Below are 25,227 nucleotides of genomic sequence, written 5' to 3'. Positions count from 1 at the left end.
GGGAGAACCACATGACCAGGAACGTCGGCAGGCGCCGCGGGGCGGTGGCCGCGCTCGGGATCACCGCGGCTCTGGCGCTGAGCGCCTGTGGAGGCAACCTCGGCGGCTCCGGCGGGTCCGGTGCGGAGGCCGCGTTCCCGGGCGGCGACCCCATCACGGTCTTCGTGGGCCAGGACCCCGGCGGCAGCACCGACCTGATCGCCCGGGCGCTGGCCGAGCCCGCGTCGGACGACCTGGGCGTGCCGATCACCGTCGAGAACAAGCCGGGCGCCAACGGCGCGCTCGCCGCCCGCGAGCTCGCGACCGCCGCGCCCGACGGGCACACGCTCATGATCTTCAACGGCAGCCTCGCCTATATCACCCCGCTCGCCGTCTCCCCCGACGAGGCCGTCGACATCGCCGACTACGACATCGTCACCGGCATCTCGCAGGACGACTACGTCCTCGTGACCGCCGCGGCCTCCGGCTTCCACACCGTGGCCGACCTCGCGAACGCGGGCCGCCCGATCACGTACGGCACCACCGGCGTGGGCACCGGGAGCGAGCTGTCCCAGGCACTCCTGTTCGGCCAGGCCGGGATCGCGGCCAGCGCCGTGCCGTTCGACGGCGGCTCGCCCACGCTCACCGCGGTGCTCGGCGGCCAGGTCGACGTCGGCTCGATCCAGCTGGGCGAGGCGGTCGAGCAGATCGAGTCGGGCACGCTCACACCCATCGTCACATTCGCCGGGGAGCGGCCGTCCTACCTGTCGGGCACCCCCACGGCGGTGGAGGCCGGCTACGACGTCCCGGTGCAGCAGTCGCGCGCGGTGTTCGCCCCGAAGGGGACCCCGCCCGAGGTGCTGGACCGGCTGCGCGCCTCGTTCCAGAAGGCGTTCGGCACCGACGCCTACAAGCGGTTCAACGCCGACAACCAGCTCACGCCCAACGAGGTCGACGGCGGGGAGCTGCGCAGGCAGTGGACGGAGAGCCTCGAGAGCTACCGCCGGGTCACCGAGCAGCGCGGCATCACCCTGGGCACGGGGCAGTGACGAGGGAGCCGACCGGGGAACCCGACGCCGCGCCCGGGCTGTCGGAGGCACTGCACGAGATCGAGGAGGCCGGGCACGAGGCCAGGCCGCCGGTCGCCGGGCGGACGACCGACGTCGTCGTCGGGGTCGCGGTGGTGGGGCTCGGCGTGGCCGCGCTGCTCGGCTCGTTCGCCCTCGGGGTGGGCAGCGCACGCACTCCGGGCCCGGGCACCTGGCCGCTGCTGATCAGCGGCGCGCTCGTCGTGCTCGGGCTCGGGCTGCTGGCGATGACCGGGCGGACCCGGGACGCGGAGCGGTTCACCCGGGCGAGCCTGCTCGTGCTCGCCGGCCTGGCCACCATGGCCGGGTTCGTCGCCGTCGTCGCGGTGATCGGCTTCGAGATCCCGTCGGCCCTGCTGATGTTCGTGTGGCTGAGGTTCCTCGGCGGCGAGCCGTGGCGGACTTCGATCGTCACGAGCATCGCCACGGTGGTCGGGTTCTACGTCGTCTTCGTCGGGCTGCTCACCGTGCCCATCCCGCACATGTTCTGAGGGGCTCCCCGTGGACCTGACTCCGGTGGTCGAGGGCTTCAGCGTGGTACTGGAGCCGACCAACCTGCTGTTCTGCCTCATCGGCGTGGTCGTCGGCATGCTCGTCGGGGTGCTGCCGGGACTCGGCCCGGCGGCCACGATCGCCATCCTGCTGCCGATCACGTTCGGACTCGAGCCGGTGACCGCGATCATCATGCTCGCCGGCATCTTCTACGGCGCCCAGTACGGCGGCACGATCACCTCGGTGCTGCTGCGGCTGCCCGGCGAGGCGTCCTCGGTGGTCACGGTGTTCGACGGGCACGCCATGGCCCGCCAGGGCCGGGCCGGCACCGCGCTGGGCATCGCGGCGATCGGCTCGTTCATCGGCGGCACCGTGTCGATCGTGGCGCTGTCGCTGCTCGCGCCGCTGGTCGCCGGGTTCGCGCTCGACTTCGGACCGCCGGAGTACACCGCGCTCGCGCTGCTGGGCATCCTGCTGGTCGCGACCGTGAGCAGCGGCCACCGGCTCAAGGCGCTCGTCGCCGCCTGCGTCGGGCTGCTGCTCGCCACCGTTGGCCGCGACAGCTTCACCGGCGCCGCGCGGTTCACCTTCGAGAACCTCTCGCTGGCCGACGGCATCGACTTCGTGCCGATCGCGATGGGCCTGTTCGGGCTCGGGGAGATCCTCTACAACCTGGAGGAGCGCCACCGGGCGGTGCAGGCCCCGGCGCGCGTCGCGGACGTCTGGCCGTCGCGCGCCGACCTGCGGGCGTCGTCCGGGGCCATCGGACGGGGCTCGCTGATCGGGTTCGTGCTCGGGATCCTGCCGGGCGGCGGCGCCACGATCGCCTCGCTCGCCGGTTACGCGATCGAGAAGCGCCGCGCGAAGCAGCCGGAGCGGTTCGGGCGCGGGGCGGTGGAGGGCGTCGCGGCGCCGGAGACCGCCAACAACGCCGCCGCCACCTCGTCGTTCATCCCGCTGCTGACACTGGGCATCCCGGCCAACGCGACGATGGCCGTGATCTTCGGTGCGCTGCTCATCCAGGGCGTGAGCCCCGGACCGCGGCTGGTCACCGAGCACCCGGACCTGTTCTGGGGGGTGATCAACTCGATGTACGTCGGCAACATCCTGCTGCTGATCATGAGCATCCCGCTGGTCGGGCTGTTCGTCCGGATCCTGCGCGTCCGGGCCACGATCCTCGCGCCGATCACCGTGCTCATCACCCTCGTCGGCGTCTACACGGTCGGCAACGACGTCTTCGACATCGCACTCGTGATCGTCTTCGGCGCGCTGGGCTACCTGATGAAGAAGCTCGGGTTCGAGCCGGGCCCGCTCGTGCTCGCGTTCGTGCTCGGCTCGCTGCTGGAGGACTCCCTGCGCCGCTCCCTGATCATCTTCGAGGGCGACGCCACCGGGTTCGTCACCCGCCCCATCTCCGGCACGCTGCTCGCCGCCTTCACGGTGGTCGCGCTCCTCCCGCTCGTGAGACCGCTGCTCGCGCGCCGCCGGAGGCCCGCGGAGGAGCTCGCGGAGAGGCCGTAGTACGCGTGCGGCCGCAGCCCCCCGACCGCCTGGGCGCTGATCGCCGGGATCGGGGCCCGGCCCTCGTACGTGTCGGCGGAGAGGGCAGGTGGTCCACCGGGACGGCGTAGACCTCATGGGTGTTCGATCTCGGGCGGAGACCCGTCACGTCGACCTCGAGGGCCGTGGACGCGTTCGAAACGCTCTCTGTGACGCTGCCGCCCGAGGAGATCATCCGTGCCGCTGGAACGAGGCCGCCGCGGGATTGACGAAGACCATCTTCACGGGCATCGTGCACGACTCGATGGATTCGATGCAGGCCGCCGGCAACGACCACCTGGTGAGCCTGCCGTTCTACGGCTGGGCGTGCGACCGGTACGGACGCCGCCCGGTCGTGCTGTGGGGCTCGCTGGTCCTGCTCGCCATGAGCTGGCCGTACTTCTGGGCGCTCGACACCCGCTCGCTGCCGGTCATCGTCCTGGCGACCGTGGTGGCGGTCAACGTCGGCAACAGCGCGGTCTACGCCCCGCAACCGGCCTACTTCTCCGAGCTGTTCGAACCGCAGGTGCGCTACAGCGGCGCCTCGATCGGGGCGCAGGCGGCCAGCGTCTTCGCCGGCGGCCTGGCCCCCGTCATCGCGACCGCCCTGCTGGACGCCACCGGCGGGTACAACCTGATCGCCCTGTACATGTCGGCGATGGCGATGATCACCATCGTCACCGCCCTGCTCTCGCCGGACCCGTACGGTGCGTCGCTGCGCCGCGCCGCGACCGCACCGACCTGACCCGGCTCCCGGGGCGCGCGTCAGTCGTCGTCCTGGTCGATCACGTCGCCCGCCGGAGCGGGGTGGACCGCCTCCCACCGCTCCCGGCGCTGGGCCGCGAGATCCGCCAGCCGCGGCGCCCGGAACGCGTCCGTGATCCGGAGGACGACCGCGCCGAGCGAGAGGCACTCGAACCCGGCGAGCATGAACCTGATCAGTGGCGTGATGCTCGTACCGCTGGCAAGCACGATCAGGGTGAACATGATCGCCCCTTTTCCTCCGGCGCCCCCAGATCGACGGCGCAGTAGGTCGAGTGGCCGGCTTCCGGGAAAAGCCGAGGTCACGGGCGCAGTGCTGGCCTGCTCACCAGCGTCGGTCTGCTTCTCCTCATAGGAGCACAGTTCTCACCGGGAGCGACCCGATCCCGCCCGATCGAGTGACGAGCCGCGACCGACGGGACAGGGGCACGCACGCAGCGTGCCCGAACGCGCGGATCGTCACGGCGGGCGGGCGCTCCTGTGGGACCGCCGCCAGGGTCACGAGGTGGCCGCGGGCACGCAGAAGTCGAGGTCGCAGCCCTGGTCGGCGCCGAGCACGTGCTCGTGGAACAGGCGGCCGTAGCCGGTGGCGGGACCGGGTGGCGGTGGTGGGAGCGCCGCGCGGCGGCGGGCCAGCTCGGCCTCGTCGACGAGCAGGTCGAGGCGGGCATCGCGCACCGACAGCCGGATCCGGTCGCCGGTGCGCACGAGCGCGAGCGGGCCGCCCACCGCCGCCTCGGGCGTGACGTGCAGGACGATCGTGCCGTAGGCGGTGCCGCTCATCCGGGCGTCGGAGATGCGCACCATGTCCTTGATGCCGGCGCGGGCGAGCTTCCCCGGGATCGGCAGGTAGCCGGCCTCGGGCATGCCGGCGCCGCGCGGGCCCGCGTTCTGCAGCACGAGCACGTCGTCGGGCGTGACGTCGAGGTCGGGGTCGTCGATGCGGGCCGCGAGGTCCTCTAGCGAGGTGAACACCACGGCCCGCCCGGTGGTCTCGAACAGGGCGGGGTCGGCGGCCGACCGCTTGATCACCGCACCCTGCGGCGCGAGGGACCCGCGCAGCCAGACGAGGCCGCCCACCGGGCGCGCCGGGTCGGACAGCGGGCGGACGACGGAGCGGTCCACCCAGCGCGGTCCGTCACCGAGGACGTCGCCTAGCGTCTTGCCGGTGACGGTCGGGGCGGACAGGTCGAGCAGGTCCCGCAGCTCGTGCAGCACCGCGCCCAGGCCGCCGCTCGCGTGCAGGTCCTCCATGTAGTGGTCGCCGGTCGGCTTGAGCTCCACCAGGACCGGTGTGGTGTCGCTGAGGGCGTTGAGCTCGTCCGGGTCGATCCGCAGGTCGAGGCGCCCGGCCACCGCCGTGAGGTGCACGAGCGCGTTCGTCGAGCCGCCGATCGCGAGCAGCACGCGCAGCGCGTTGCGGATCGACGCCGGCGTGACGACCTGGTCCGGGGTGCGGCCGGCACGGGCGATCTCCACGGCGGCGGCGCCCGTGGCCTCGCCGACCCGCAGCCGGTCGGCGTGCACGGCCGGGGCGGTGGCGCTGCCGGGCAGGGCCATCCCGAGCGCCTCGGCGATGCAGGCCATCGTGCTGGCGGTGCCCATCACCGCGCAGGTGCCGGCCGTGGTGGCGAGGTTGCGCTCCACCTCGGCGATCTCGGCGTCGTCGACCTCACCCGCCCGGTACCGCGCCCAGAACCGGCGGCAGTCGGTGCAGGCACCGAGCCGTTCGCCGTGGTGGCGCCCGGTGGACATCGGCCCGGTGACGAGCTGGATCGCCGGGCGGCCTGCCGAGAACGCGCCCATGAGCTGCGCGGGCACGGTCTTGTCGCAGCCGCCGACGAGCACGACCGCGTCCATCGGCTGCGCCCGCACCATCTCCTCGACGTCCATCGCCATGAGGTTGCGGAACACCATCGAGGTGGGCGTCAGGAAGCTCTCGCCCAGCGAGATCGTCGGGAACGCCATCGGCAGCCCGCCCGCGGCGAGGATCCCGCGCTCGACGGAGGTCACCAGCTCCGGCTGCGCCCGGTGGCAAGGGTTGAAGTCGCTCGGCGACGTCGCGATGCCGATCACGGGCCGGTCGAGGGACTCCGGGGAGCGCCCGCTCGCGTGCAGGAAGCTGCGGCGCAGGAACCGCGAGAACGCGACGTCGCCGTAGTTGGCGAAGCCCCGGTCGAGACCGCTCACGAGCGGACCTGCAGCGCGTGCGGGGTGTGGCGCAGGTGCTCGGCCAGCACGCCGAGCATCGACTCCGGGGCGAGGGCGGCGGGCGGGCGGACCGCGGGCGTGGCGATCAGCCCGCGGTGCACGAAGCTGTGCTTGCGCAGCGACAACGCGATGCCGGCCTGGAACTCGAAGTTGACCAGCGGCAGGTAGTCGCGCCACACCTCGCGCGCCGCGGCGTACCCGCCGTCGCGGAACGCGCCCACGCACGCGATGAGCCCCTCGGGCACGGAGAAGCCGGTCATCGCCCCCGCGGAACCGACGGCGAGCTCGTCCAGCAGGCCGGTGCCGCCGAGACCGCCGAACACCGGCACGTCCAGCCCGGCCACCAGCGTGGCGACGGCGGGCGGGCTGGGCGACGACTCCGACTTCACGGCCACCGCGGCCGGGATCCGCCGTACCGCAGCGACCAGGTCGTCCGTGGCGATCGTCACCCCGCTCACCACCGGGTAGTCCTGCACCACGATCCCCTGCCCGGTGCGCTCCGCGACCGCGCCGACCTGCGCGACCACGGTGTCCGGGTCGGGCGAGCCCACCTGCACCATCAGCGCGGCAGGCGGGCGGTCCAGCGCGTCGAGCACGTTCTCGGCCTCGGCGCACGCCGCGTCGGCGTCCAGGGCGGACAGCCCGACCACCATCGGCAGGTCCGCGGCCGCCGCTGCGACCGTGGCGACGACGGTGCGCCGCTCCTGCGGGGTGAGCCGCGCCGCCTCGCCGAACACCCCCAGTGCGGTGAGCCCGGTGGCCCCGATGCGGACGTAGTGCTCCACCTGCCGGGTGAGGGACTCGGTGTCCACACTCGCGCCGTCCGCCGTCAGCGGCGTCGCGAGGACCCCCCACACCCCGGGCGCGAGCTTCTCGACTGTCACGGACTTCCCTTCGTCGACACCGCGGTGGCCACGGTGTAGGCCTCCATGCTCTCCGTACCCCCCTCGCGGCCATAGCCCGACAGGTGCACACCGCCGAACGGGGAGGCGGCGGACGCGAGTGCGGTCTCGTTCACCCCGATCATGCCGACGTCCAGGCCCGCGATCGCGGTGTCGGCCCGGGCGAGGTCGGAGGTGAACACGTAGGCCGCCAGCCCGTACGGTACGTCGCCCGCGCGGGCCAGGCCCTCGTCGAGGTCGGTGAACCGCAGCACCGGCAGGATCGGGCCGAACGGCTCCTCCGAGAGCAGCGCGGCGCCGGGCGGGACGTCGGTGAGGACGGTCGGCGGGTAGAACCAGCCGGGGCCGTCGGGGACCCGGCCGCCGCACCGCACGGTGGCGCCGTCGGCCGCCGCCTTGTCGACGAGCTCGGCCACCGCGGTCCGCCTGCGCTCGTTGGCGAGGGGCCCGACGTCGGCGTCCGGGTCGGTTCCCGGGCCGACCCGCAGCTCCGCCACCCGGTCCAGGGCGGCGGCGACGAACCGGTCGTGCACGCCGTCCTGGACGAAGATCCGGCTCGGCGAGACGCAGACCTGCCCCGCGTTGCGGAACTTCGCCCGCACGACCGCGGCCGCGGCCCGCTCGACGGCGGCGTCGTCGAGGTCGTCGAGCACCAGCACCGGGGCGTGGCCGCCGAGCTCGAGGGTGAGCGGCTGCAGGTGGGTTGCCGACAGGCGCACGAGCTCCTGCCCGACCGGCACCGACCCGGTCAGCGTGATCTTCGCGATGGTCGGCGACGCGATGAGGTGGGTGCTGACGCGCGGCGGGTCGCCGGTGACCAGGTTGACCACCCCGTCCGGCACGCCGGCGTCCTGCAGCACCGCGACCAGCGCCATCGCCGTGCGCGGCGCCTCGACGGCGGGGCAGAGCACGATGCTGCACCCGTACGCGACGGCGGGCGCGAGCTTGCGCGCGGGCAGCGAGGCCGGGAAGTTCCACGCCGTGAACGCCGCGACGGGACCGACCGGGCGGCGCTCCACCCACGACCGGCGCCCGGGCTCGGTGGCGAGCACCCGCCCGTAGGAGCGCTGGGCCTCGCCGGCGAACCAGTCCAAGTACTCGCCCGCCTGCCGCACCTCGGCCCGCGCCTCGGCCAGCGGCTTGCCCTGCTCCTGGGTCAGGACCGCGGCGATGTCCTCCGCGCGCTCGGCCAGCAGGGCGGCCGCCCGCCGCAGGACCGCGGCGCGCTCCGCGGGGGCGGACCGCCGCCAGGTCGCGAACCCGGCGGCCGCGGCGGCGAGCACGTCGTCGAGGTCGGAGTCGGACGCGTTGGGCACCCGGGCGACCACCTCCCCGGTGGCGGGGTCGTGGACGTCGATCACGGCGCCGTCGGAGGCGTCGCGCCACGCCCCGCCGATGAACAGCTGCTCGAGGATCCTGCTCACGCGTTCGTCCCGGGCACGAGCACGAGCAGGCTCACCGCCGGCAGCGGGAGCTCCACGGTGAGCGACAACCCCGGCCCGTCGACCGTGACGGTCGTGTCCTCGGCGTAGCGCTCGAGGCCCTGCCGGTCGGTGATCGTGGCCAGCTGTTCCGGCGTCGGGTCCTGCGGAGCGCCCAGGTCCTGCCACACCGTGTGGCTGTTGCTGTGGCCCGCGTCGATCCGCCAGTGCCGGAGGGTCCACTCCCCCGCGGCGAGGCCGTCGACCCGCAGGTCGACCACGGTGGGCTCGTCGTCGGTCGCGTACTGGTCGTCGGCGTGCCGCCAGACCAGCACCGCGATGCGCCCGTCGGTGGAGCCGGCCGACGCGAGCACGTCGACCTCCTCGGCCAGGCCGGCGCCGAGCGCTGCGAGGTCGTCGACCGCGACGGCGGCGTCGGAGCTCGCCCCGAGCCTGCGGTCGCCCAGGTGTGCGAGCGCGCGGTAGCCGTTCATCAGCGGCTTCTCGATGCCGGACGCGGTGACGAAGCTGCGGGTGCCCTCGAAGTAGCGCTCGCCCTCCATGGAGAAGCTCCACGTGGTGGCCTCGGCCACCTGAGCGGTGTGCCGCTCGTTGAGGTCGAGCACCTTCTTCATGAGCTTGGCCTGGAACACCGGGTAGTACTCGGTGTTGCGGTAGGCGAAGTTCGGGTTGTCGTACACGCCCCAGTGCGCGGGCACCGAGGCGTCGCACTCGTCGACGATGGCCGGCAGGCCGGTGTACTGCGGAAACTCCTCGATCACGGCGAGCGCCCTGTCGATCTCGCGCAGCATCTTCGTCGTCGACGGGGACTGCCGCTCCGGCGCCGGGGCGCCGATCGGGCCGTAGGTGCGCCACGGGGTGAAGTGCGCGCCCTTGGTGTGGAACGAGACGAAGTCCAGCGGCAGGTCCCGCTCGGCGCACGCGGCGAGGAAGCCGCGCAGGAACTCGGCGCCCTGGTCGCCGCCGGTCACGGCGGGCCCGCCCACCTTCGCCCCGGGCAGCACGCTGCGCACGGCCCGCGCGGTGACGGCGTAGAGCTCGTGGAACTCCTCCGGCGTGCCGCGCCAGTAGGAGATGTCGGGCTCGTTCCACAGCTCCCACAGCCAGTGCGACACCTCGTCGGCGCCGTAGCGGTCGCGGCAGTGCGCGGCGAGGGCGGCGACCAGGCCGCCCCATTTCGCGTAGTCCTTCGGCGGGTAGGACCACCAGCCCGCCTCGTACTCGCTGTAGAGGGTGGGGCTCGGGGTGAACGCGAAGTCCGCCTTCGCCCGGTCCTCCGGCACCAGCGCGCGCGGGGTGAAGGCCAGCTCGACGAGCGGGTGGTGCCCGGCGCCGACGATCGTGTCGTAGACCTGGTCGGCGATCGTGAAGTCGTAGAACGGGGTGCCGTCGGCGTCCTCGTGGTAGACGTTGCCCGCGCCCCAGTGCGGCAGCCCGAGCCCGGTGCCGCTGTTGAAGATGTAGTGCGGCCGCACGTGGTAGGCGGTCTCGGCGAAGGAGCCGATCGTGTTCAGCGTCCGCTTGCCCTGCGCGGTGTAGGTCCAGTTGATCTCGTCGTAGCCGAGGCTCGCCCACGGCCGCGGCAACGCGCCCCGGTCGTCGCCCGCGTCCACCCGCACCGCGGCGCGCCGCACGTGCGGGGCGTCCGGGACGTGCGGGGCGTGGCGCAGCGCCTGCACCGCGCTCGGCGAGCTGTTCTGGTCGGTCCTGCTTTGGTCGGTTCGGGTCATCTCAGCCTTTCGGGATCAGGTGTCAGGCGTAGGCGTAGTCGGTGCCGGCCTGCCAGTTCGGGAACGCGAAGTCGGCCTCCGAGACCTGGGCGCCTGCGGCTGTGGCCTTCTTCAGCGCGTTGTCCCGGTCGGCGGTGGAGGCGTCGGAGAGCTGGCGCAGGGCGGCGCGCAGGTCGGGGATGTTGCCGCCGAGGTAGCCCTGGACGATGTCGCCGAGGTTGGGGCTGATGGGCGCCTGCTGCGCCTGGACGGCGGCGTACTGCGGGTTGCGCACCACGGCCTCGGGCATCCGCTTCACCTGCTCCTCGAAGAACCGGACGACCTGCCGGTAGGGTTCGATCACGTCGGCGGTCCCGACGATCTCGAGGTTCAGCGGGGGCTGGTCCATGCCGGCGGCGAGTCCGGCCTGGTACTCCGGCGTGGTGAAGGAGCTGACGAGCGCGCTCGCGTGCTCGGCGTCCTTTGTGCTGCCGGCCACGAAGATCTGCGAGGCGGGCGCCCCGCGGTAGACGACCGGTGCCGTGCCCGCCTCGGGGGTGAGGATCGGGCCCACGGCCATGGTGGGCACGAAGTCCGGGTTGACGGCCTTGACCCCGCCCGCGCACCACGGCCCGTCCGGGAAGAAGCCCGCGGAGCCGGCCGCCCACCGGGTGCGCGCGTTGGCGACGGTGAAGTTGATCGCCCCGGGGATGATCAGGCCGGTGTCGTTCAGCTCCTTCCAGAACTCGATGGCCGTCACGTACGCGTCGTGGTGGTAGGCGAACTCGCCGGTGCCGAACACCAGCCCCTCGAACCCGGGGAAGCCCGCGGCGCACGCCATGTCGTTGATCTGCTCACCCATGCGCGCCTTGCCACCGAGCGCGAGCATCATCGGCGCGGTGCCGGTCGCCGCGATCCGGCGCAGGGCGTCGCGGTACGCGTCGTAGCTGGTGGGCGGGTTCGCCGGGTCGATCCCGGCCTGAGCGGCGATGTCGCGGTTGAACCAGGTGGCGGCGGCGTACTGGCGGAAGGCGAACAGCGGCAGCCCGTACACCTTGCCGTCGAGGTTCGTGATCCCCTCGGTGAGGGATCCCTCCGGCAGCCGGGCCTTCACCTCGTCGGAGAGGGCCAGCTCGTGGACCCACCCCTCCCGGACCAGTGCGGCGAGCGGGATGTCCAGGATGTTCGTGTAGACGTCAGGCAGCTGCTTGCTCTGGTTGGCCAGCTGCAGCGCCTCGACCGCACGAGTCACGTCGTTGTAGGTGTACTCGACGCTCACGCCCAGGGCCTGCGACTGGGTCTCGGCCCAGTCCTTGTGGAAGTTCTGCAGGGCGCTGTAGTGGTCCCACCACCGCAGCCCGCCGCCGCCCGACGAGCCACCGGACCCACCTCCGCACGCGGCGAGGAAGGTCGTCGCGGCGAGTGCGCCGGTGGCGCCGAGGAACGATCGGCGGCTGATTCGGGACATCTCACTTCTCCTCTTCGAGATGTGGGGGCGAAGCTCAGGATTTGACGGCACCGGCGATGCCCTCGACGAAGTAGCGCTGCAGGAACAGGAACAGCACCACGATGGGGACGATCGAGATGACGCCTGCCGCGGCCATCCCCGACCAGTCGGTGGCGTTCTCCCCCACGAACGCCTGCATCCCCACGCTGAGGGTGCGCAGTTCCGGGCTGCTGAACGAGAAGACCAGTGGCAGGAAGAAGGCGTTCCAGGTGGCCAGGAACGTCAGCAGGGCGACCGTGGCCGTGACCGGCATCGACAACGGCAGCATGATGGTCCAGAAGACCCGGAAGAACCCGGCGCCGTCCATGATCGCCGCTTCTTCCAGCTCCTTCGGGAGCTGCCGGAAGTAGCCGGCGTAGATCAGGATGAAGGCCACGTTCGCGGCACCGCCGAGGGCGAGGACCATCCCTGCGAGCGAGTTGAGGACACCCAGCTGCATCGACAGCTTGACGATCGGGATGATCGTGTACCCGGTGGGCACGAACAGGGTGGCGACCAGGATCCCGACGATGATCCGAGACCCCGGGAACCGGTAGCGGCCCAGCACGTACCCGCACAGCGCGCAGCGCACGACGACGATCGCGACCGTCGCGAACGTCACGATCACCGTGTTCAGCATGTACCGGCCGAAGCCCGCGTCGTCCCAGGCCCGGGAGTAGTTCTCCCAGTCGAACTCCTCGGGCCACAGGCTCGTGCCGCTGCTGAACACCTCGGAAGAGCTCTTCACCGAGGCCGACACCATCCAGAGGAAGGGGTAGATCCACAGCAGCGCGAGGAGCGCGAGCAGGGCGACCGCGCCCCACCACGGGATGCGCCGGAACCGGTCGCGCAGGGTGCGACGGCGGGCAGCCGGGACAGCGTGTGACGTCGTCGTGCGTGTCGTCGTGCTCATCGCGTCGTCTCCGCCCTCAGGCGCCGCGCGGCGTAGACCGCCCACAGCTGGAAGAACCCGAACACCATCACGAACAGGCCGAACAGCACCGCGGCCGCCGACGCGAAGCCCAGCTGGGGGATCGAGGCGGCGAAGGCCCACCGGTAGATGTAGATCTCGATGACCTCGGTGCCGAAGAACGGCCCACCGCCCGTCATCGACTGCATCAGGTCGAAGGCGCGGAACGTGTCCTCGATCGTCAGCACCGTGATGATCAGCAGGAAGGGCATCAGCAGCGGCAGCGTGATGTGCCGGAAGGTCTGCACGGCCGACGACCCGTCGATCGTCGCCGCCTCGTAGAGGTCCCTCGGGATCGTCTGCAACGCGGCCAGCCAGTAGATCATGGTGACCCCGAAGAACTTCCAGACGTAGACCGCCGAGACGGTCAGCAGGGCGATCCCCGAGTCGCCGAGGAAGTTGATCCCCCGCGACTGGCCGAGTTCCTGCAGGGCGGCGTTGATGGGGCCGCTCGCGGGATCGAAGATGAACTGCATGACGACCCCGACGATCGCCGTCGTGGTCACCACGGGCAGGAAGTAGACCGTGCGGAAGAGCGCGGCGAACGGCAGCTTCGGCGAGTTCAGCACGATCGCCAGCAGCAGGCTGAGGAAGATCCGGGCCGGCACCACCAGCAGCATGAAGACCAGGGTGATCCACACGGAGTTCCAGAAGCCGGGATCGGCGAGCACGGCCTGGTAGTTGCTGATCCCGACGAAGCGCTGCTCGGACTCGAACCCGTTCCACTCGACGAGCGAGTACCAGTAGCTGGCGACGACCGGGTAGATCGTGTACAGGCCGTACAGCACCACCGTCGGCATGAGGAACGCCCAGATCCACAGGTTCCGGCGCCGCAGGTGGTCGCCCCGGACGGGGGCGGGTTTCAGCTGCTCCGCCGTCGGGGTCGCGACGGGTGGGTCCGCCAGCGTCGGTTTCGCCATCGGTGCTCTCCACGGTGTGAGCGCTCACAAAATGCGCCGGCAGTGATCGTCGTGCGGTGCGGGGTGCGCGGGGCCCGGTCGGTCGCGGCGGGGCGGGTCGCCTCGTCGGCCGGCAGGAGGCGGACGTCGATGCGGATGATCATCGCGGCGCCTCGTCGAGCGACTGCCGTGCCGTAGCCTGGTCGCAGCGTAGTCAAAAGTCAAATGTTAACAATCGACCGGGTTTCGATCGCAAGGGAGACGCTGTGCCTGGGCCGCTCGACCACCTCACCATCGCGACCCAACCCAGCCCTGCGCTGTCGGCCACCGTGGTGCCCGCGATCCGGCAGATGATCACTACCGGCGCCCTCCCCCAGGGCGCGCACCTGCGGGAGGCCGAGCTCGCCACCGCGCTCGGCATGAGCCGTGGGCCGGTGCGCGAGGCGCTGGTCGAGCTCGCGCGGGAGGGGCTCGTGGTGCTGCGCCGCCACCGCGGCGCCCAGGTCATCACGCTCACCAGCGAGGACGCCGAGGAGGTCTACACGCTGCGGCGCGCGCTGGAGCGGCTCGCGGTCGAGCGCGCCTGCGGCCGGCTCACCGCGGAGCACCTCGCCGAGCTCGACGCCGTCCTCGACCGGATGCTGCGGCTCGACGCCGACTACGCACCCGAGGTGGCCGTCGACCTCGACCTCGCCTTCCACGACGTGCTCGTCCGCGCGGCCGCGCACTCCCGGCTGGAGCGCTCGTGGCAGCAGACGCGCAGCCAGGTCGCGATGTTCCTGCACGACCGCCACCAGGCCCGGCGCGACTTCCACGAGATCGCCCACCCGGAGCACAGCGCCATCCGCGACATCGTCGCGGGAGGCGACGTCGATGCCGCCGTCGCGTTCATCGACAAGCACCTGGTCGGCGCCTACGACCGCCTGCGTGCCGCCCGCACCGAGGCCGCGGCGACCGACGGCTGAGGCCCCGGCGGGCGGTCACCCACGAACTGCGCCGCCGGCACAGGAACTGCAGTCGGTGTGCGGGCACACGTGTTGGCGGGTGAGGCAGGTGTTGGTGTGCGACGCCGGACAGGCCGCCGCGCGTCACACACGGACGTCGGTGCCGGCACAGCAACTGCAGTTCGTGTGCGAGCACGCAAGTTGGTGTGCGACGGGCCGGGGTCACCGGCTCGCATCGACCCGGTCCACGAGCACCAGGCCGCACAGCACCGGCAGGCTCGGGCCGAACAGCAGCGGGCCGAGCACGAGCGGCAGGCCGAGCACGGGCGCGACCAGCAGCGCGGCGAGCAGCACGAGACCGCGGCGCGGGGAGCCGAACGCGAGCACCAGTGCGCGGGCCCGCCACGCCGGCCGCCCGCCCGGGTCGGCGCCCGCCACCACGGCCAGCGCCAGGTGGTAGACGGCGAACACGGCCAGCCCGCCGACCTGCACCGCGAGCAACGGGATCGACACGGGTTCGGGCCGCCCGGCGAGGAACACGATCGCCACGAGCATCGCCGGTGGCACCACGGCCGCCACCAGCGCATGCCGCCACAGCGCCCGCCAGTACCCGGGGAACGCGGTGAGGACCCCGGTGAAGCAGCGGGTGTCGCCGTCCCGGCGCCACCGGTGCAACGCGGATGCGAGCGCCCCGAGCGCGGGCAGCCAGGTCACGACGCCGAGGGCGAGCAGGCAGAACGCGGCCCCCGCGATCGCCGGGTAGGCGACGAACTCGAGCCCCCGCAGGGCGGCCCCGGCCCACCCGCGGGCCTCGCGCTCCCATCCCGTCGTACGAGCGGCACGCTCGTCCGGACCCATCGTCCGGGGGTGCCGTTCGTCCACGCCGGATGAGGCTGTCACAAGCGCGTCACCCGTTCCCCGGCCGTCAACACCGTTCTCTCCTCGGCGAAGCGGACCTGCTCGTCGCCGAAGTCGACCCCGTCCGGGATCGCCCTGGCGAGGGCGGGCTCGGGGTCGAGGGCGCCGGTCGGCTCCAGGGCCGTCAGGAACACCGCCTCGGCGAGGCGGGGGGTGCTGATGCGCACGGTGCGCAGCGTCTTGGTGATCCGCAGGCTCGGGGTGCTGCCGGTGGGGTTGGCCTCGATCGCGGTGTCGGCCTGCTCGACGCGCTGGACGTCGGGCCCGAGGCTCGTGAGCCAGGCCATCCCCGAGCCGGAGCGGATGGCCCACCGGCCGTCGACCGGGTCCGCGGGCCAGTCGCTGTGCAGCAGGAACGTCCACTCCCGCGGCTCGTCGGCGGCCAGCCGGTCCCGCAGCACGAGCCGCCCGCGCGGCGTGACGACCAGCGTGCGCTCCACCCGCCGCACGCCGAGCGCGGGGTCGAACATGGCCGCCGACTCGGCCACCGCGTGCACCCACCCGTCGACGATCGCGACGTCCCGCAGCCGGGGCTGCGACTCGTAGGGCAGGTCCTGGTAGACGTGGTAGCGGCCCTCCCCCGCCCAGCCCTGCCCGTCGACGAGCACGAGGTTGTGCTCGGCGGCCCGCTTGGCGTTGCTGTAGCCGCAGTCGACGGCGAGGAACGCGCCGTGCGCGGTGAGCACGAAGCCGCCGGCGTCGGGGTGGTGGTGCCCGGCCGACAGCGTCTCCCAGCCGCGCTCGCGGCGGAACCGCTCCGCGGTCTCCCAGGCTGTGTGGCCGCCACCCGGGGCGGCCTTGAAGCTGACGAACGCGGCGTCATCGGCCCACGAGGTGCGGGCGGTGACCTGGCCGAGGTCCGGGAAGTACGCGGCGGTCGGCTCGCCCGCGGGGTCCACCGGCTCGACGGCCGGGTCGTACCAGAGCAGCTCGTAGAACGCCTCGGGCATCACGCCGGGCTTCACACCGGACGCGTAGGCCTCGCGCCAGAAGTACCGCTGCGCCACCCGGTCCGCGAGCCACCGGGCCCGCCCGTCGCCGTAGGCGGAGGCGAGCTTGTAGTAGAGCGCCACGCTGTGGCCGCTGCGGCGGTCGTGGCAGTCGCCGTGGTCGACGTTCTCCTCGAACCCGGGCGCGCACTGGTGCAGCCGCCACGTGAAGGTGTTCTCCAGGAAGGAGCCGCGCCGCCACCAGTCGATGCCCTCGGTGCGTTCGAGGAGGTCGACGTAGATCGCGAGCCACGGCACGCCGTAGCGCCAGTAGACGACGCCCTCCGAGTCGGACCCGTCGGCCGGCATGAGCTCCAGGACCTGGGCGAAGTTGTCGCGGGCGCGGGCCGTCCACTCCGGGCGGTCCAGTGCGTAGCCCGCGGTGGCGAGGCCCGCGTAGCAGATCCAGTTGTGGTTCTGCCAGAAGCTGGACGACCACCAGCTCCCCTCGGTCTCCACCGCGAACTCCTGCAGCCGCTCCCCCTGCAGCTCCAGCTTCGCACGCAGCGCGGCTGCGCGGTCGGGCGCGAGGTCGTCGCGCAGCCACGAGTAGGCCAGCGACAACCCGTGCAGCAGCCAGCCCGCATCGAGGTCGTGGTCGGGCATCTTGGCCTTGCCCCAGTGCGGGTAGGAGATGGCCGTGGCGATCCAGCGCCACGCCTCGTCGAGGTACCCGCGCTGCCCGGTGAGCCGGTACGCCAGTGCCAGGTTGGCCGCGGCCGGGCCGAAGTAGGTGATGCTCGCCGTCGGGTGCTCGGCGGGCGGCGTCTGGCCGCGGTACCAGTCGCACTGCTCGGCGAGCCGCCGCCACTGCGCGGCGTGCGTGGTGGTGAGCGACGCCCGCAGGTCATCGAGGCGGCCGGCGATCAGGAGGGGTTCCACTCACTGTCCTACGCGGTAGGTCGACCGGAACGTGACGGAGGTGGCGTCCTCGGCCACCCAGTCGACGTGGGTGCGGGTGCGCTGCGGGTCGTCGGCGGGGCCCGGGCCGGGGCGGGCGGCGAACCGCGCCGCCGCGCCGGAGGCCGTGTGGGTGCCGTGCAGATGGCCCTCCCAGTGCGTGTGGACCGTGCCGTCCGGGTCGGTGCGGACCGTCAGCGGTACGTCCGGGCGCAGGTGCGCGGCGATCCGCCGGGGCCGCTCGGCCGAGACGGACAGCTCGTCGCGCAGCGTGCCGTCCGCGGCGAGCACCACCCGCCGCACCGCGCTCACGCCGTCGTAGGCGGTGCCGCAGGCGACGGTCACCTCGTCCGCACCGGCGCTCACCAGCTCCCCAGCGCACTCGGCCTGCTCGAGGCCGTCGACGGAGAAGGTGGGGTGCGCCGCCGTGGACGCGTAGTACCGGCGCCAGTACGCGTGCCCGTACGGGACCTGCCCGGGGTCGGGCTGCCACGCGACGTCGTCGCCGTAGAGGTAGAGCGACAGCGTGTCCAGGTGGCCGTGCGACCCGCCGTGCGGCCCGTAGTCGACGATCGCCCGCACGCCGCCACCCCGCAGGATCGCGTACCCCGCGTCCCGGTACACCGTGACGGGGCGGTGCGCCGCGGGCGTCATCTCGAGCCCCGTGTCGATCATTTCGGCGAGTTCGCGGTCCCACTCGGCACGCCGGTACGGGCCGTCGTGCAGGGACGGCAGCAGGCCGCCCGGCGTGACCAGCATCCGCAGCACGTCGGCCATCGCGTCGATCCGCGCCCGCACCGTGGCCGGCACCTTCACCCCCGGCACCGCCGCGATCGCGTGCCGGTAGGCCCGCAGCACGAACGAGTGGTAGTACGTGCTCGCCTCCCACTCCCACCCGTCGGCGTGGGTGGAGGCGAGGACGTGCGCGAAGATCCCGTGCGGCCCGTCGAGCCACTCGGGCTTGCCGGTGCAGGCGGCGCCCGCCGCGTCCAGCCACGCGGTGTAGTTGGAGCGGAAACGCCCGTCGGCCACCAGCGAGTCGCGGGCGACGCGGGCCGCATCGGCCAGCCCCTCCGTCAGCTCGGGCACCGGGTCGCCGAGCAGCCGCGCGGCGAGCCCGATCGGCACGGCCCAGATCGCCTCGGTGAGCGCCTGGTGGAACAGCCGGCCGCGCAGCATCCAGCCCGCGGCGCCGTTGTGCCCCGTGGTGCCGAGCGCGGCGTAGCGGTGGGAGTACTCGCGCAGCAGCGCGACGGCGCCTGCCCGCTCGTCCGCCGATCCGCCGGCGGCCGCGAGGATGGCCCGCGCACACGCCTGGTGGGCGAGCACCGTCCACGCACCGCGGACGTCGGCGGTGTCCACCCGGCAGCCGTGCGCGCACGGCACCCCGCCCTCGGGGAACTCGCCGGTGAGCAGGCCGACGTGCTCCAGCTCGACCCCGTGCGCCGGGCAGACGTAGTGGTGCCACCACCCGCCCCGCTCGCCCGGCAGCACCGCGGGCGCCACCGGGCTCACCGGTACCCGACGCCCCCGTCGATGTCGACGGTGGTGCCGTTGATGAACGCGCCCGCGTCCGAGCAGAGCCAGACCACGGCGCCCGCGACGTCCTCGACGGTGCCGCCGCGGCCCACCCCGATGCCGCCGACCATCGCCTTCTGCGCCTCGGGCGGGGTGAACGTGTCGTGGAAGGCGGTGCCCCCGATGAAGCCGGGCGCGAGCGCGTTGACGGTGATCCCGGCCGGGCCGAGCTCCTTGGCCAGGCCCTTCGTCAGCCCGACGACCCCCGCCTTCGACGCGGCGTACACGGCAGCGCCCGCGCCCCCGCCGTTGTGCGCGGCGAGCGAGGCCATCGTGACGACGCGGCCCTTCGGGCCGGCCGCGCGCAGGTGCGGGATCGCCGCGCGCACCGTGCGGAAGGTGGACCCGAGGTTGACCTCGACCACCGTGGAGAAGTGCTCGTCGGTCATCTCCGCCACCGGCGAGCGCCCGACGAGGTGCCCCGCGTTCGTGACGACGATCTCCAGGCCGCCGAGGAAGCCCACGGCCTCGTCGAGGAGCCGGTCGACCTCGGCCGTGACCGTGACGTCCGCGCCGATCGCGGTGGCCTTGCGCCCGAGCGCACCGATCCGCTCGACGACCTCTGCCGCTGGCCCGGCCGAGTGCCCGTAGTGCACGACGACGTCGGCGCCCGCAGCGGCGAGCCCCTCGGCGATGCCCGCGCCGATGCCGTGGCCGGCCCCGGTGACCAGGGCGCGGCGGCCCGTCAGATCGAAGCTCACGCGATCTCCCTCACTACTTGCTCGATCCCTGCTACTTGATCCCCGCCGTGGCGAAGCCTTGCACGAAGTATCGCTGGGTGAACAGGAACAACACGATCATCGGGAGGGTGGCGAGCACCGTGCCGGCCATCATGTACTCCCACAGCGTTTCGTCGACCTGCTGGAAGGCGGCCAGCCCGACCTGGATCACCCGCAGCTCGTCGCTCCGCGTGACGATGAGGGGCCACACGAAGTTGTTCCAGCTGTTCTCGAACGTGATCAGGGAGACCGTGGCGATCGCCGGCTTCATGAGCGGCGTCATCACACGCGCGAAGATCCCGAACTCGCCGAGGCCATCCAGGCGCGCGGCCTCCTCCAGCTCGCGCGGCAGCGACAGGTAGAACTGGCGGAACAGGAAGATCGCGAGCGGCGTGACCGCTCCCGGCACGATCAACCCCCACCAGGAGTCCAGCCAGCCGCTGCCACCGCGGCCGAGGAAGTCGTTGCCGCCGAAGAGCGGCATGGTCTTCGCGAGCAGGTACTGCGGCACGATCTTGGTGAAGGTCGGGATCATCATCGCCGCCAGCACGAGCATCAGCAGCACCGAGCGGCCGCGGAACGGCAACCGCGCGAGCGCGTACCCCGCCATCGCCGCGAGCGCCACGTTGATCACGGTGTGGCTCACGGCGATCACCAGGCTGTTGCGGAAGTAGGTGCCGAACGGCGCGAACTGCAGCGCGTCCGGGTAGTTCACCCATTGCCACACCGACGGGAGAAACGTCGGCGGGTAGGCCATGACCTCCGCGTGCGACTTCAGCGAGGTCAGCAGCATCCACACGAACGGCGCCACCATCAGGAGCGACAGCACGATCAGGACGGCGTGCAGCACGATCCGCCCGGGACGGGGCGCACCCCCCATCCGCCCCGTCCCGGGCGCCCCCGACGCAGGCGCCTCCGGTGCGGCCAACGCGCCGTCAGGCAACATCGTCCCTCCCGGTGAACCGCCTGCCGACGATCGTCAGCACGAGCAGGAAGACGAAGAGCACCACGCTCTGCGCGCTCGCCGTGCTCATGTCGAAGCGCTGGAACGCCGACTTGTAGATCTCGTACGTCATCACGGTGGTGGCGTTGGCCGGGCCACCCTCCGGTGTGAGCACGTAGAACTGCTCGAACACCTGGAACGAGTCGATCAGGGAGACGACCAGGACGAAGAACGTGGCCGGCCCGAGCAGCGGCAGCGTGATCGCGAAGAAGCGGCGTACCGGACCGGCGCCGTCGATCTCCGCGGCCTCGTAGAGGTCGTGCGGGATGCCCTGCAACGCCGCCAGGTAGATGACCATCTTCAGGCCGATGCCCTTCCAGACGCTCATCAGGATCACCGAGGTCATGGCCCACGACGGATCCGAGACCCATGCCGGGCCGCGCACGCCGAACCACGAGAGCACCCAGTTGAACAGGCCGATGTTCGGCTCGAACATCCACATCCAGACCAGCGCGATCGCAACGGTCGCGGTGATGTGCGGCATGAACACAGCGGTGCGGTACCAGGCCCGCGCCCGCAGCTTCGTGTTGAGCAGAACGGCGATCACCACCGCGATCGCCATCGCCACCGGCACCGTGAAGAACGTGTAGACGACGGTGTTCCAGATCGCCTTCCACCACACCGGGTCGCGGAAGATCGCGACGAAGTTGTCCAGGCCTGCCCAGGCCATGGTGCCGGCGAGGATGTCGTAATGGGTGAAGGCGAGCACGAACGTCGCCACCGTGGGGATCCCGATCCACCACGCGAGGTGCACCACGGCCGGGGCGAGCATGAGGTACGCCGCCCGGCGGCGCTCGCGCCCGAGCGGACGCTGACGCCGGTGAGCCCCGGCCGCCACGCGGGCGGCCGGGGGTGCCGTGGTCGGAGCGACCATGCTCAGCGGCCCGCCAGCGCGGCCGACGCCTCTGCCGCCAGGTCGTCGAGGGCCTGCTGCGGGGTCTTCTGACCCAGCATCGCGCTCTCGATCGCCGGCTTGAACTTGTCGCGGATGTCGAGCCACTGCGGCACGCCGCCCTCGGAATGGACGCTGTCGAAGTGCTGCATGGCGAACTGGATCGCCTTGTTCTGCTGCACGAAGTCCGACGACTCCAGGGACTTCAGCGCCGGGATGTTGCCGCGCTGCTGGTTGGCCGCGAGCGCCGGGCCCTCGGAGGCCAGGAACTCGGCGAGGGCCGTCGCGGCCGCCGGGTGCTTGCTCTGCGCCGCGACCGTGGCGAGCGTGCCGCCCTGGAACATGGCGGGGCGCTCGTCCTGGATCACGAAGAACCCGAGCTTGTCCTGCGCGATCAGGTCGGGGTTCTCCCGCTGGATCGCCGTCCAGAAGTTGTGGTGACCGACCATCATCGCGACGCGGCCCTGCGCCATCACGTTTCCGGTCTTCGAGTTGGGCTCGGTCCAGCCGATGTCCTCGCTGCGGTCGACCTGGATGACGTCGCTCATCGTCTGCAGCGCCTTGACCCCAGCGGGCGAGTTGAAGGCCGGCGAACCGTCCAGACCGAAGAGCTCACCACCCGCGGCCCACAGCAGGGTCAGGAACTCCTGCCGCGGGTCGATCCCGAGCACGTCCAGCCCGGCGACCGCCAGCTTCCCGTCCGGGCCGCGCTGGGTGAGCCGCTTCCCGTACTCGCGCAGCTCCGCGAAGTTCTTCGGCGGCTCGGTGATCCCGGCCTGCGCGAACAGGTCCTTGCGGTAGATGCCGATCCGCGTGTCCATCATGATCGGCAGGCCGTACACCTTGTCCTGGTACAGGCCTGGGGACAAAGCGCCCTCGTAGTACTGCGACGCGAGCTCGGCCGGGTCCTTCTGCAGGTCGGCCAGCACGCCCTTCGCCGCGAACGGCGGGATCCAGCCGGCACCCATCAGCATCACGTCGTAGGGCTGTCCGCTCGCGATCGACGTGGTGAGCTTCTCGTTGAGCTTGTTGTAGGACGTGTAGTCCGGCTTGACGGTGACGCCCGGATGCTGCTGCGCGAACGCGGCGAGCTGCTGCTCCAGCACCGCGTGGCCGTCGGCCTCCTCGAAGATCGGCGTGAGCAGGCTGATCTCGCCGCTCATGGCGCCGTCGCCATCGTCGCCCGGCGCGGGCCCCCCGCACGCGGCGAGGGCCACGAGGCCGGCCGCTGCGGCCGCCACGGCCCGCAGGACGGACCGGTGTCGGATGGTCATCGCTGAGCTCCCCTCCACTGCGGTGTGGATCGGCCGGATGGGTGGCGCTCACCACTGCAACGTTGCACCATTGCAACGATGCACCAAACTAGGTGCGCGCTCATGCCCTGTCAACGATCGACATCGGGCGGGGATGTGGACACGGAGGAGGCGTCGTGAGTGTGACGATCCACCAGGTCGCCGCAGAGGCGGGCGTCTCGCCGAGCACCGTGTCGAACGTGCTCAACGGCCGGTCGGACCGGATGCTGCCGCAGACCCGCGAACGCGTCGAAGAGGCTATCGCGCGGCTCGGCTACCGCCCCAACGGCCCGGCCCGCCAGCTGCGCACCGGCCGGTCCCAGGTGCTCGGGCTCGTGGTGCCGTCGGTGGCCAACCCGTTCTGGGGCACGTTCGCGCGCCACCTGGAGGCGGCGGCCCTGCGGGCCGGCCACCGGGTGCTGCTGTGCAACAGCGAGCGCGACCCCGCCCGGGAGCGCGACTACCTCGAGGAGCTGTGGGCCGACGGCATCCGCGGCGTGGTGCTGTGCTCGTCGCTGCCGTCGCTGGAACACGTGCTCCCACTCGTGGAGCAGGGCCTCACCCTCGTCGCCTTCGACCGCACGGCCCAGGCGGGCGACCCGCCGTCGCTCGTCAACATCTCCGTCGACAACGCCGTCGGGGCCGAGCTCGCCACCCGCCACCTGCTGCAGCTCGGCCACCGCAGGCTCGCCTTCGTCTCCGGCTCGCTGCGCAGCGTGAACCGGCGCGCCCGGTTCCGCGGCTTCGAGGCCGCCCTCGAGGGGTTCGGTCTCACCGCCGAGGACACCGTCGTGTGGTCCGGCGCCGCCGACCACGACTACGGCGACCTCGACTTCCCTGACCTCGGCCGTTCCGCCGCCCGCGAGCTGCTCGCCACCGGCCGGCCACCCACCGCGATCGTCGCGCTCAACGACATGTGCGCGCTCGGCATCATCGCCGGCGCCCGCGATGCCGGCCTGCAGGTCGGCACGGACCTGTCCGTGGTCGGCTTCGACGACATCGTGCTGGCCGACCTCGCCAGCCCGCCGCTCACCACGATCCGCCAGCCGCTCCCCGCGATGGCCGACGCCGCGTTCGCCCACCTGCACGCCGGCGTCGGCGGGACCAGCGGGACCGGCGGGGCGAGGAGCGGCGGGGGCTCCCTGCTGCTGCGCCCGGAGCTGGTGGTGCGCAGCTCCACCGGCCCGGCCCCCCGCGCCTGACCCCAGCCCCCCGTCAGAAGCCGGCGAGACGCCGCGCGACCTCGTTCGCCGCCGCCACCACGTCGCCGACACCCGGGTGCAGCAGCCGCCCGTCCCGCTTCACGACGCGGCCTGCCACCAGCACCGTGTCGACGAGACCCGGGTGCGCGTTCACCGCCAGGCCCACCGGGTCGTGCCCGCCCGCGGTGGCCACGGCGTCCGTGCGCAGCAGCACGATGTCGGCCTGCGCCCCGACGCGCAGCGAGCCGATGCGGTCGGCCATCCCCAGCGCGGTGGCGCCGCCGAGGGTGGCGGCCTGCAGCACGTCGGCCATCGGCACCCGCTCCCCTCCCGACGCGTCGACGCTGAGCAGCGCGGCGCGCATCACCGAGAACAGGTCCCCCGGCACGGTGGTGACGACGTCGACGCCGAGGCCCGCGGGCACGCCGAGCGCCCGCACCCGGCCCAGCATCGGCGGCCCGTGCCCCATCCGCGCCTCGACGGCCGGGGTGATCGACAGGGCGCCCCCGGTGCCGGCGATCAGGGAGACCTCGTCGTCGGGCAGCGAGTTCCCGTGCACGTACAGGGTCCCGGGGGCGACGACGCCCAGCTCGCGCAGCAGCGCCACCGGCCGCGGCACCGCGGGGGTGGCGCCGATGTGCACCGCGACCCGCAGGTCCAGCTCGCGCGCGAGGCGCCAGTCGGCGACCGTCTCCTCCACGTCCCCATGGGCCGGGCCGAGTGCGGCCAGCAGCATCGTCACCAGGCCGTCGTCGTCGGGCAGCACCTGGGCCCGCAGCCGCCGCACGTCGCCCGCCCGCCACGGCTGCGGCTGCGACCGGACCGGCCGCCCGTACCCGAACACCGCCCGCACGCCCGATGCCCGCAACCCCTCGACGACGGCGGCCGCGTGTTCGGGCGTGAAGGCGATGTGCGCGTGGTCCTGCACGGTGGTGACGCCCGCGTCGAGGCACTCCAGACCGGTGAGCAGGCCGGCCGTCGCGACGTCGGCCGGGTGCAGGGCCTGCGCCAGCCCGCCGGCGACGCGTTCCAGGTAGCCGCCCAGGTCGACGTCGAGGGCGCTGGCCCGCAGGACCGACTGCCAGCCGTGCCGGTGGGTGTCGACGAAGCCCGGGAGCACGATCCGCTGCCGGGCGTCGAGCACGTCGGCACCCGGCGCGGCGAGCCCGGGTCCCACGGCGGCGATCCGGCCGTCGGCCACGTGCACGTCGGTGTCGCGGAGGACGACCGGCTGCGGGCGCATGTCGACGACGCACCCGCCCCTGACGAGGATCTCGGCCACGGTCCTCCTCTCACCCGATAGCTTTTCTT

Annotated in this window: 22 protein-coding genes; 6 read left to right on the top strand and 16 right to left on the bottom strand. The window is 72.6% G+C overall.

Annotation, left to right across the window (positions count from 1 at the left end; translation table 11 throughout):
• Positions 1–11 precede the first annotated feature (11 nt).
• The 4 genes from ABEA81_RS08670 (at position 12) to ABEA81_RS08655 (ending at position 3,843) form a co-directional block, all read left to right on the top strand.
• The gene (locus tag ABEA81_RS08670) at positions 12–1,028 is read left to right on the top strand and encodes a Bug family tripartite tricarboxylate transporter substrate binding protein (protein WP_345604336.1); all 1,017 of its coding nucleotides are present in this window, start codon (positions 12–14) and stop codon (positions 1,026–1,028) included.
• Entirely contained in the window at positions 1,025–1,558 is a 534-nt protein-coding gene (locus ABEA81_RS08665) for a tripartite tricarboxylate transporter TctB family protein (protein WP_345604335.1), read from the top strand. The genes ABEA81_RS08670 and ABEA81_RS08665 overlap by 4 nt, the downstream gene beginning before the upstream one ends.
• A 10-nt stretch (positions 1,559–1,568) precedes the next feature.
• Entirely contained in the window at positions 1,569–3,080 is a 1,512-nt protein-coding gene (locus ABEA81_RS08660) for a tripartite tricarboxylate transporter permease (RefSeq protein WP_345604334.1), read from the top strand.
• Between the two features lie 244 nt (positions 3,081–3,324).
• Positions 3,325–3,843, top strand: coding sequence for an MFS transporter (locus tag ABEA81_RS08655; protein ID WP_345604333.1), 519 nt, complete (start codon positions 3,325–3,327; stop codon positions 3,841–3,843).
• A gap of 20 nt (positions 3,844–3,863) precedes the next feature.
• Here ABEA81_RS08655 and ABEA81_RS08650 read toward each other — a convergent pair whose 3' ends face one another.
• From ABEA81_RS08650 to ABEA81_RS08615, 8 genes are all read right to left on the bottom strand, one after another.
• On the bottom strand, positions 3,864–4,085 hold the full coding sequence (locus ABEA81_RS08650) for a hypothetical protein (RefSeq protein ID WP_345604331.1): 222 nt from the start codon (positions 4,083–4,085) through the stop codon (positions 3,864–3,866).
• 273 nt (positions 4,086–4,358) lie between these two features.
• Entirely contained in the window at positions 4,359–6,050 is a 1,692-nt protein-coding gene (locus tag ABEA81_RS08645) for a dihydroxy-acid dehydratase (RefSeq protein ID WP_345604330.1), read from the bottom strand.
• On the bottom strand, positions 6,047–6,955 hold the full coding sequence (locus ABEA81_RS08640) for a dihydrodipicolinate synthase family protein (RefSeq protein WP_345604329.1): 909 nt from the start codon (positions 6,953–6,955) through the stop codon (positions 6,047–6,049). Before ABEA81_RS08640 ends, ABEA81_RS08645 begins: the two co-directional genes overlap by 4 nt.
• Positions 6,952–8,397, bottom strand: coding sequence for an NAD-dependent succinate-semialdehyde dehydrogenase (locus ABEA81_RS08635; RefSeq protein ID WP_345604328.1), 1,446 nt, complete (start codon positions 8,395–8,397; stop codon positions 6,952–6,954). Before ABEA81_RS08635 ends, ABEA81_RS08640 begins: the two co-directional genes overlap by 4 nt.
• Positions 8,394–10,145, bottom strand: a complete 1,752-nt coding sequence (locus ABEA81_RS08630) for a GH39 family glycosyl hydrolase (protein ID WP_345604326.1) — start codon at positions 10,143–10,145, stop codon at positions 8,394–8,396. The genes ABEA81_RS08635 and ABEA81_RS08630 overlap by 4 nt, the downstream gene beginning before the upstream one ends.
• Positions 10,146–10,167: 22 nt before the next feature.
• Positions 10,168–11,592 carry an ABC transporter substrate-binding protein gene (locus ABEA81_RS08625; protein WP_345604325.1) on the bottom strand — a complete coding sequence of 475 codons (1,425 nt, stop codon included), beginning with the start codon at positions 11,590–11,592 and terminating at the stop codon, positions 10,168–10,170.
• 34 nt (positions 11,593–11,626) lie between these two features.
• Positions 11,627–12,523: a carbohydrate ABC transporter permease gene (locus tag ABEA81_RS08620; protein WP_345604324.1), complete on the bottom strand. Its 897-nt coding sequence runs from the start codon at positions 12,521–12,523 to the stop codon at positions 11,627–11,629.
• Positions 12,520–13,500 (bottom strand): carbohydrate ABC transporter permease, encoded by a 981-nt coding sequence (locus ABEA81_RS08615; RefSeq protein WP_345604323.1) that lies wholly within the window; start codon positions 13,498–13,500, stop codon positions 12,520–12,522. Before ABEA81_RS08615 ends, ABEA81_RS08620 begins: the two co-directional genes overlap by 4 nt.
• 245 nt (positions 13,501–13,745) lie before the next feature.
• Here ABEA81_RS08615 and ABEA81_RS08610 point away from each other — a divergent pair, with 245 nt between their 5' ends.
• A complete protein-coding gene (locus ABEA81_RS08610) occupies positions 13,746–14,444 on the top strand; it encodes a GntR family transcriptional regulator (protein ID WP_345604322.1) in 699 nt (232 codons plus the stop codon).
• 201 nt (positions 14,445–14,645) lie between these two features.
• Here the strand turns inward: ABEA81_RS08610 and ABEA81_RS08605 are convergent, their stop codons facing one another.
• The 7 genes from ABEA81_RS08605 to ABEA81_RS08575 are packed head-to-tail and all read right to left on the bottom strand — an operon-like array spanning position 14,646 to position 22,696.
• On the bottom strand, positions 14,646–15,305 hold the full coding sequence (locus tag ABEA81_RS08605) for a YesL family protein (RefSeq protein ID WP_345604321.1): 660 nt from the start codon (positions 15,303–15,305) through the stop codon (positions 14,646–14,648).
• Positions 15,306–15,319: 14 nt separating this feature from the next.
• The gene (locus ABEA81_RS08600; protein ID WP_345604320.1) at positions 15,320–17,212 is read right to left on the bottom strand and encodes a heparinase II/III domain-containing protein; all 1,893 of its coding nucleotides are present in this window, start codon (positions 17,210–17,212) and stop codon (positions 15,320–15,322) included.
• Positions 17,213–18,736 (bottom strand): heparinase II/III domain-containing protein, encoded by a 1,524-nt coding sequence (locus tag ABEA81_RS08595; protein WP_345604319.1) that lies wholly within the window; start codon positions 18,734–18,736, stop codon positions 17,213–17,215.
• 5 nt (positions 18,737–18,741) lie between these two features.
• Positions 18,742–19,509, bottom strand: a complete 768-nt coding sequence (locus ABEA81_RS08590) for an SDR family NAD(P)-dependent oxidoreductase (protein WP_345604318.1) — start codon at positions 19,507–19,509, stop codon at positions 18,742–18,744.
• Positions 19,510–19,540: 31 nt separating this feature from the next.
• Entirely contained in the window at positions 19,541–20,473 is a 933-nt protein-coding gene (locus ABEA81_RS08585; RefSeq protein ID WP_345604317.1) for a carbohydrate ABC transporter permease, read from the bottom strand.
• Positions 20,463–21,404 carry a carbohydrate ABC transporter permease gene (locus tag ABEA81_RS08580; RefSeq protein WP_345604316.1) on the bottom strand — a complete coding sequence of 314 codons (942 nt, stop codon included), beginning with the start codon at positions 21,402–21,404 and terminating at the stop codon, positions 20,463–20,465. The genes ABEA81_RS08585 and ABEA81_RS08580 overlap by 11 nt, the downstream gene beginning before the upstream one ends.
• A 2-nt stretch (positions 21,405–21,406) precedes the next feature.
• Positions 21,407–22,696, bottom strand: a complete 1,290-nt coding sequence (locus ABEA81_RS08575; protein ID WP_345604315.1) for an ABC transporter substrate-binding protein — start codon at positions 22,694–22,696, stop codon at positions 21,407–21,409.
• A gap of 155 nt (positions 22,697–22,851) precedes the next feature.
• On the opposite strand from ABEA81_RS08575, the gene ABEA81_RS08570 reads away from it, so the two are divergent.
• Positions 22,852–23,916 (top strand): LacI family DNA-binding transcriptional regulator, encoded by a 1,065-nt coding sequence (locus ABEA81_RS08570; protein ID WP_345604314.1) that lies wholly within the window; start codon positions 22,852–22,854, stop codon positions 23,914–23,916.
• Between the two features lie 13 nt (positions 23,917–23,929).
• On the opposite strand, the gene ABEA81_RS08565 is transcribed toward ABEA81_RS08570, so the two are convergent.
• Entirely contained in the window at positions 23,930–25,198 is a 1,269-nt protein-coding gene (locus tag ABEA81_RS08565; protein ID WP_345604313.1) for an amidohydrolase family protein, read from the bottom strand.
• Positions 25,199–25,227: the final 29 nt, after the last annotated feature.

This window comes from Pseudonocardia adelaidensis, from assembly GCF_039543345.1.
Taxonomy (GTDB): Bacteria; Actinomycetota; Actinomycetes; order Mycobacteriales; family Pseudonocardiaceae; genus Pseudonocardia; species Pseudonocardia adelaidensis.
The sequence above is the reverse complement of the archived record's forward strand: the minus strand, read 5'-3'. Positions and strand labels throughout refer to the sequence as shown.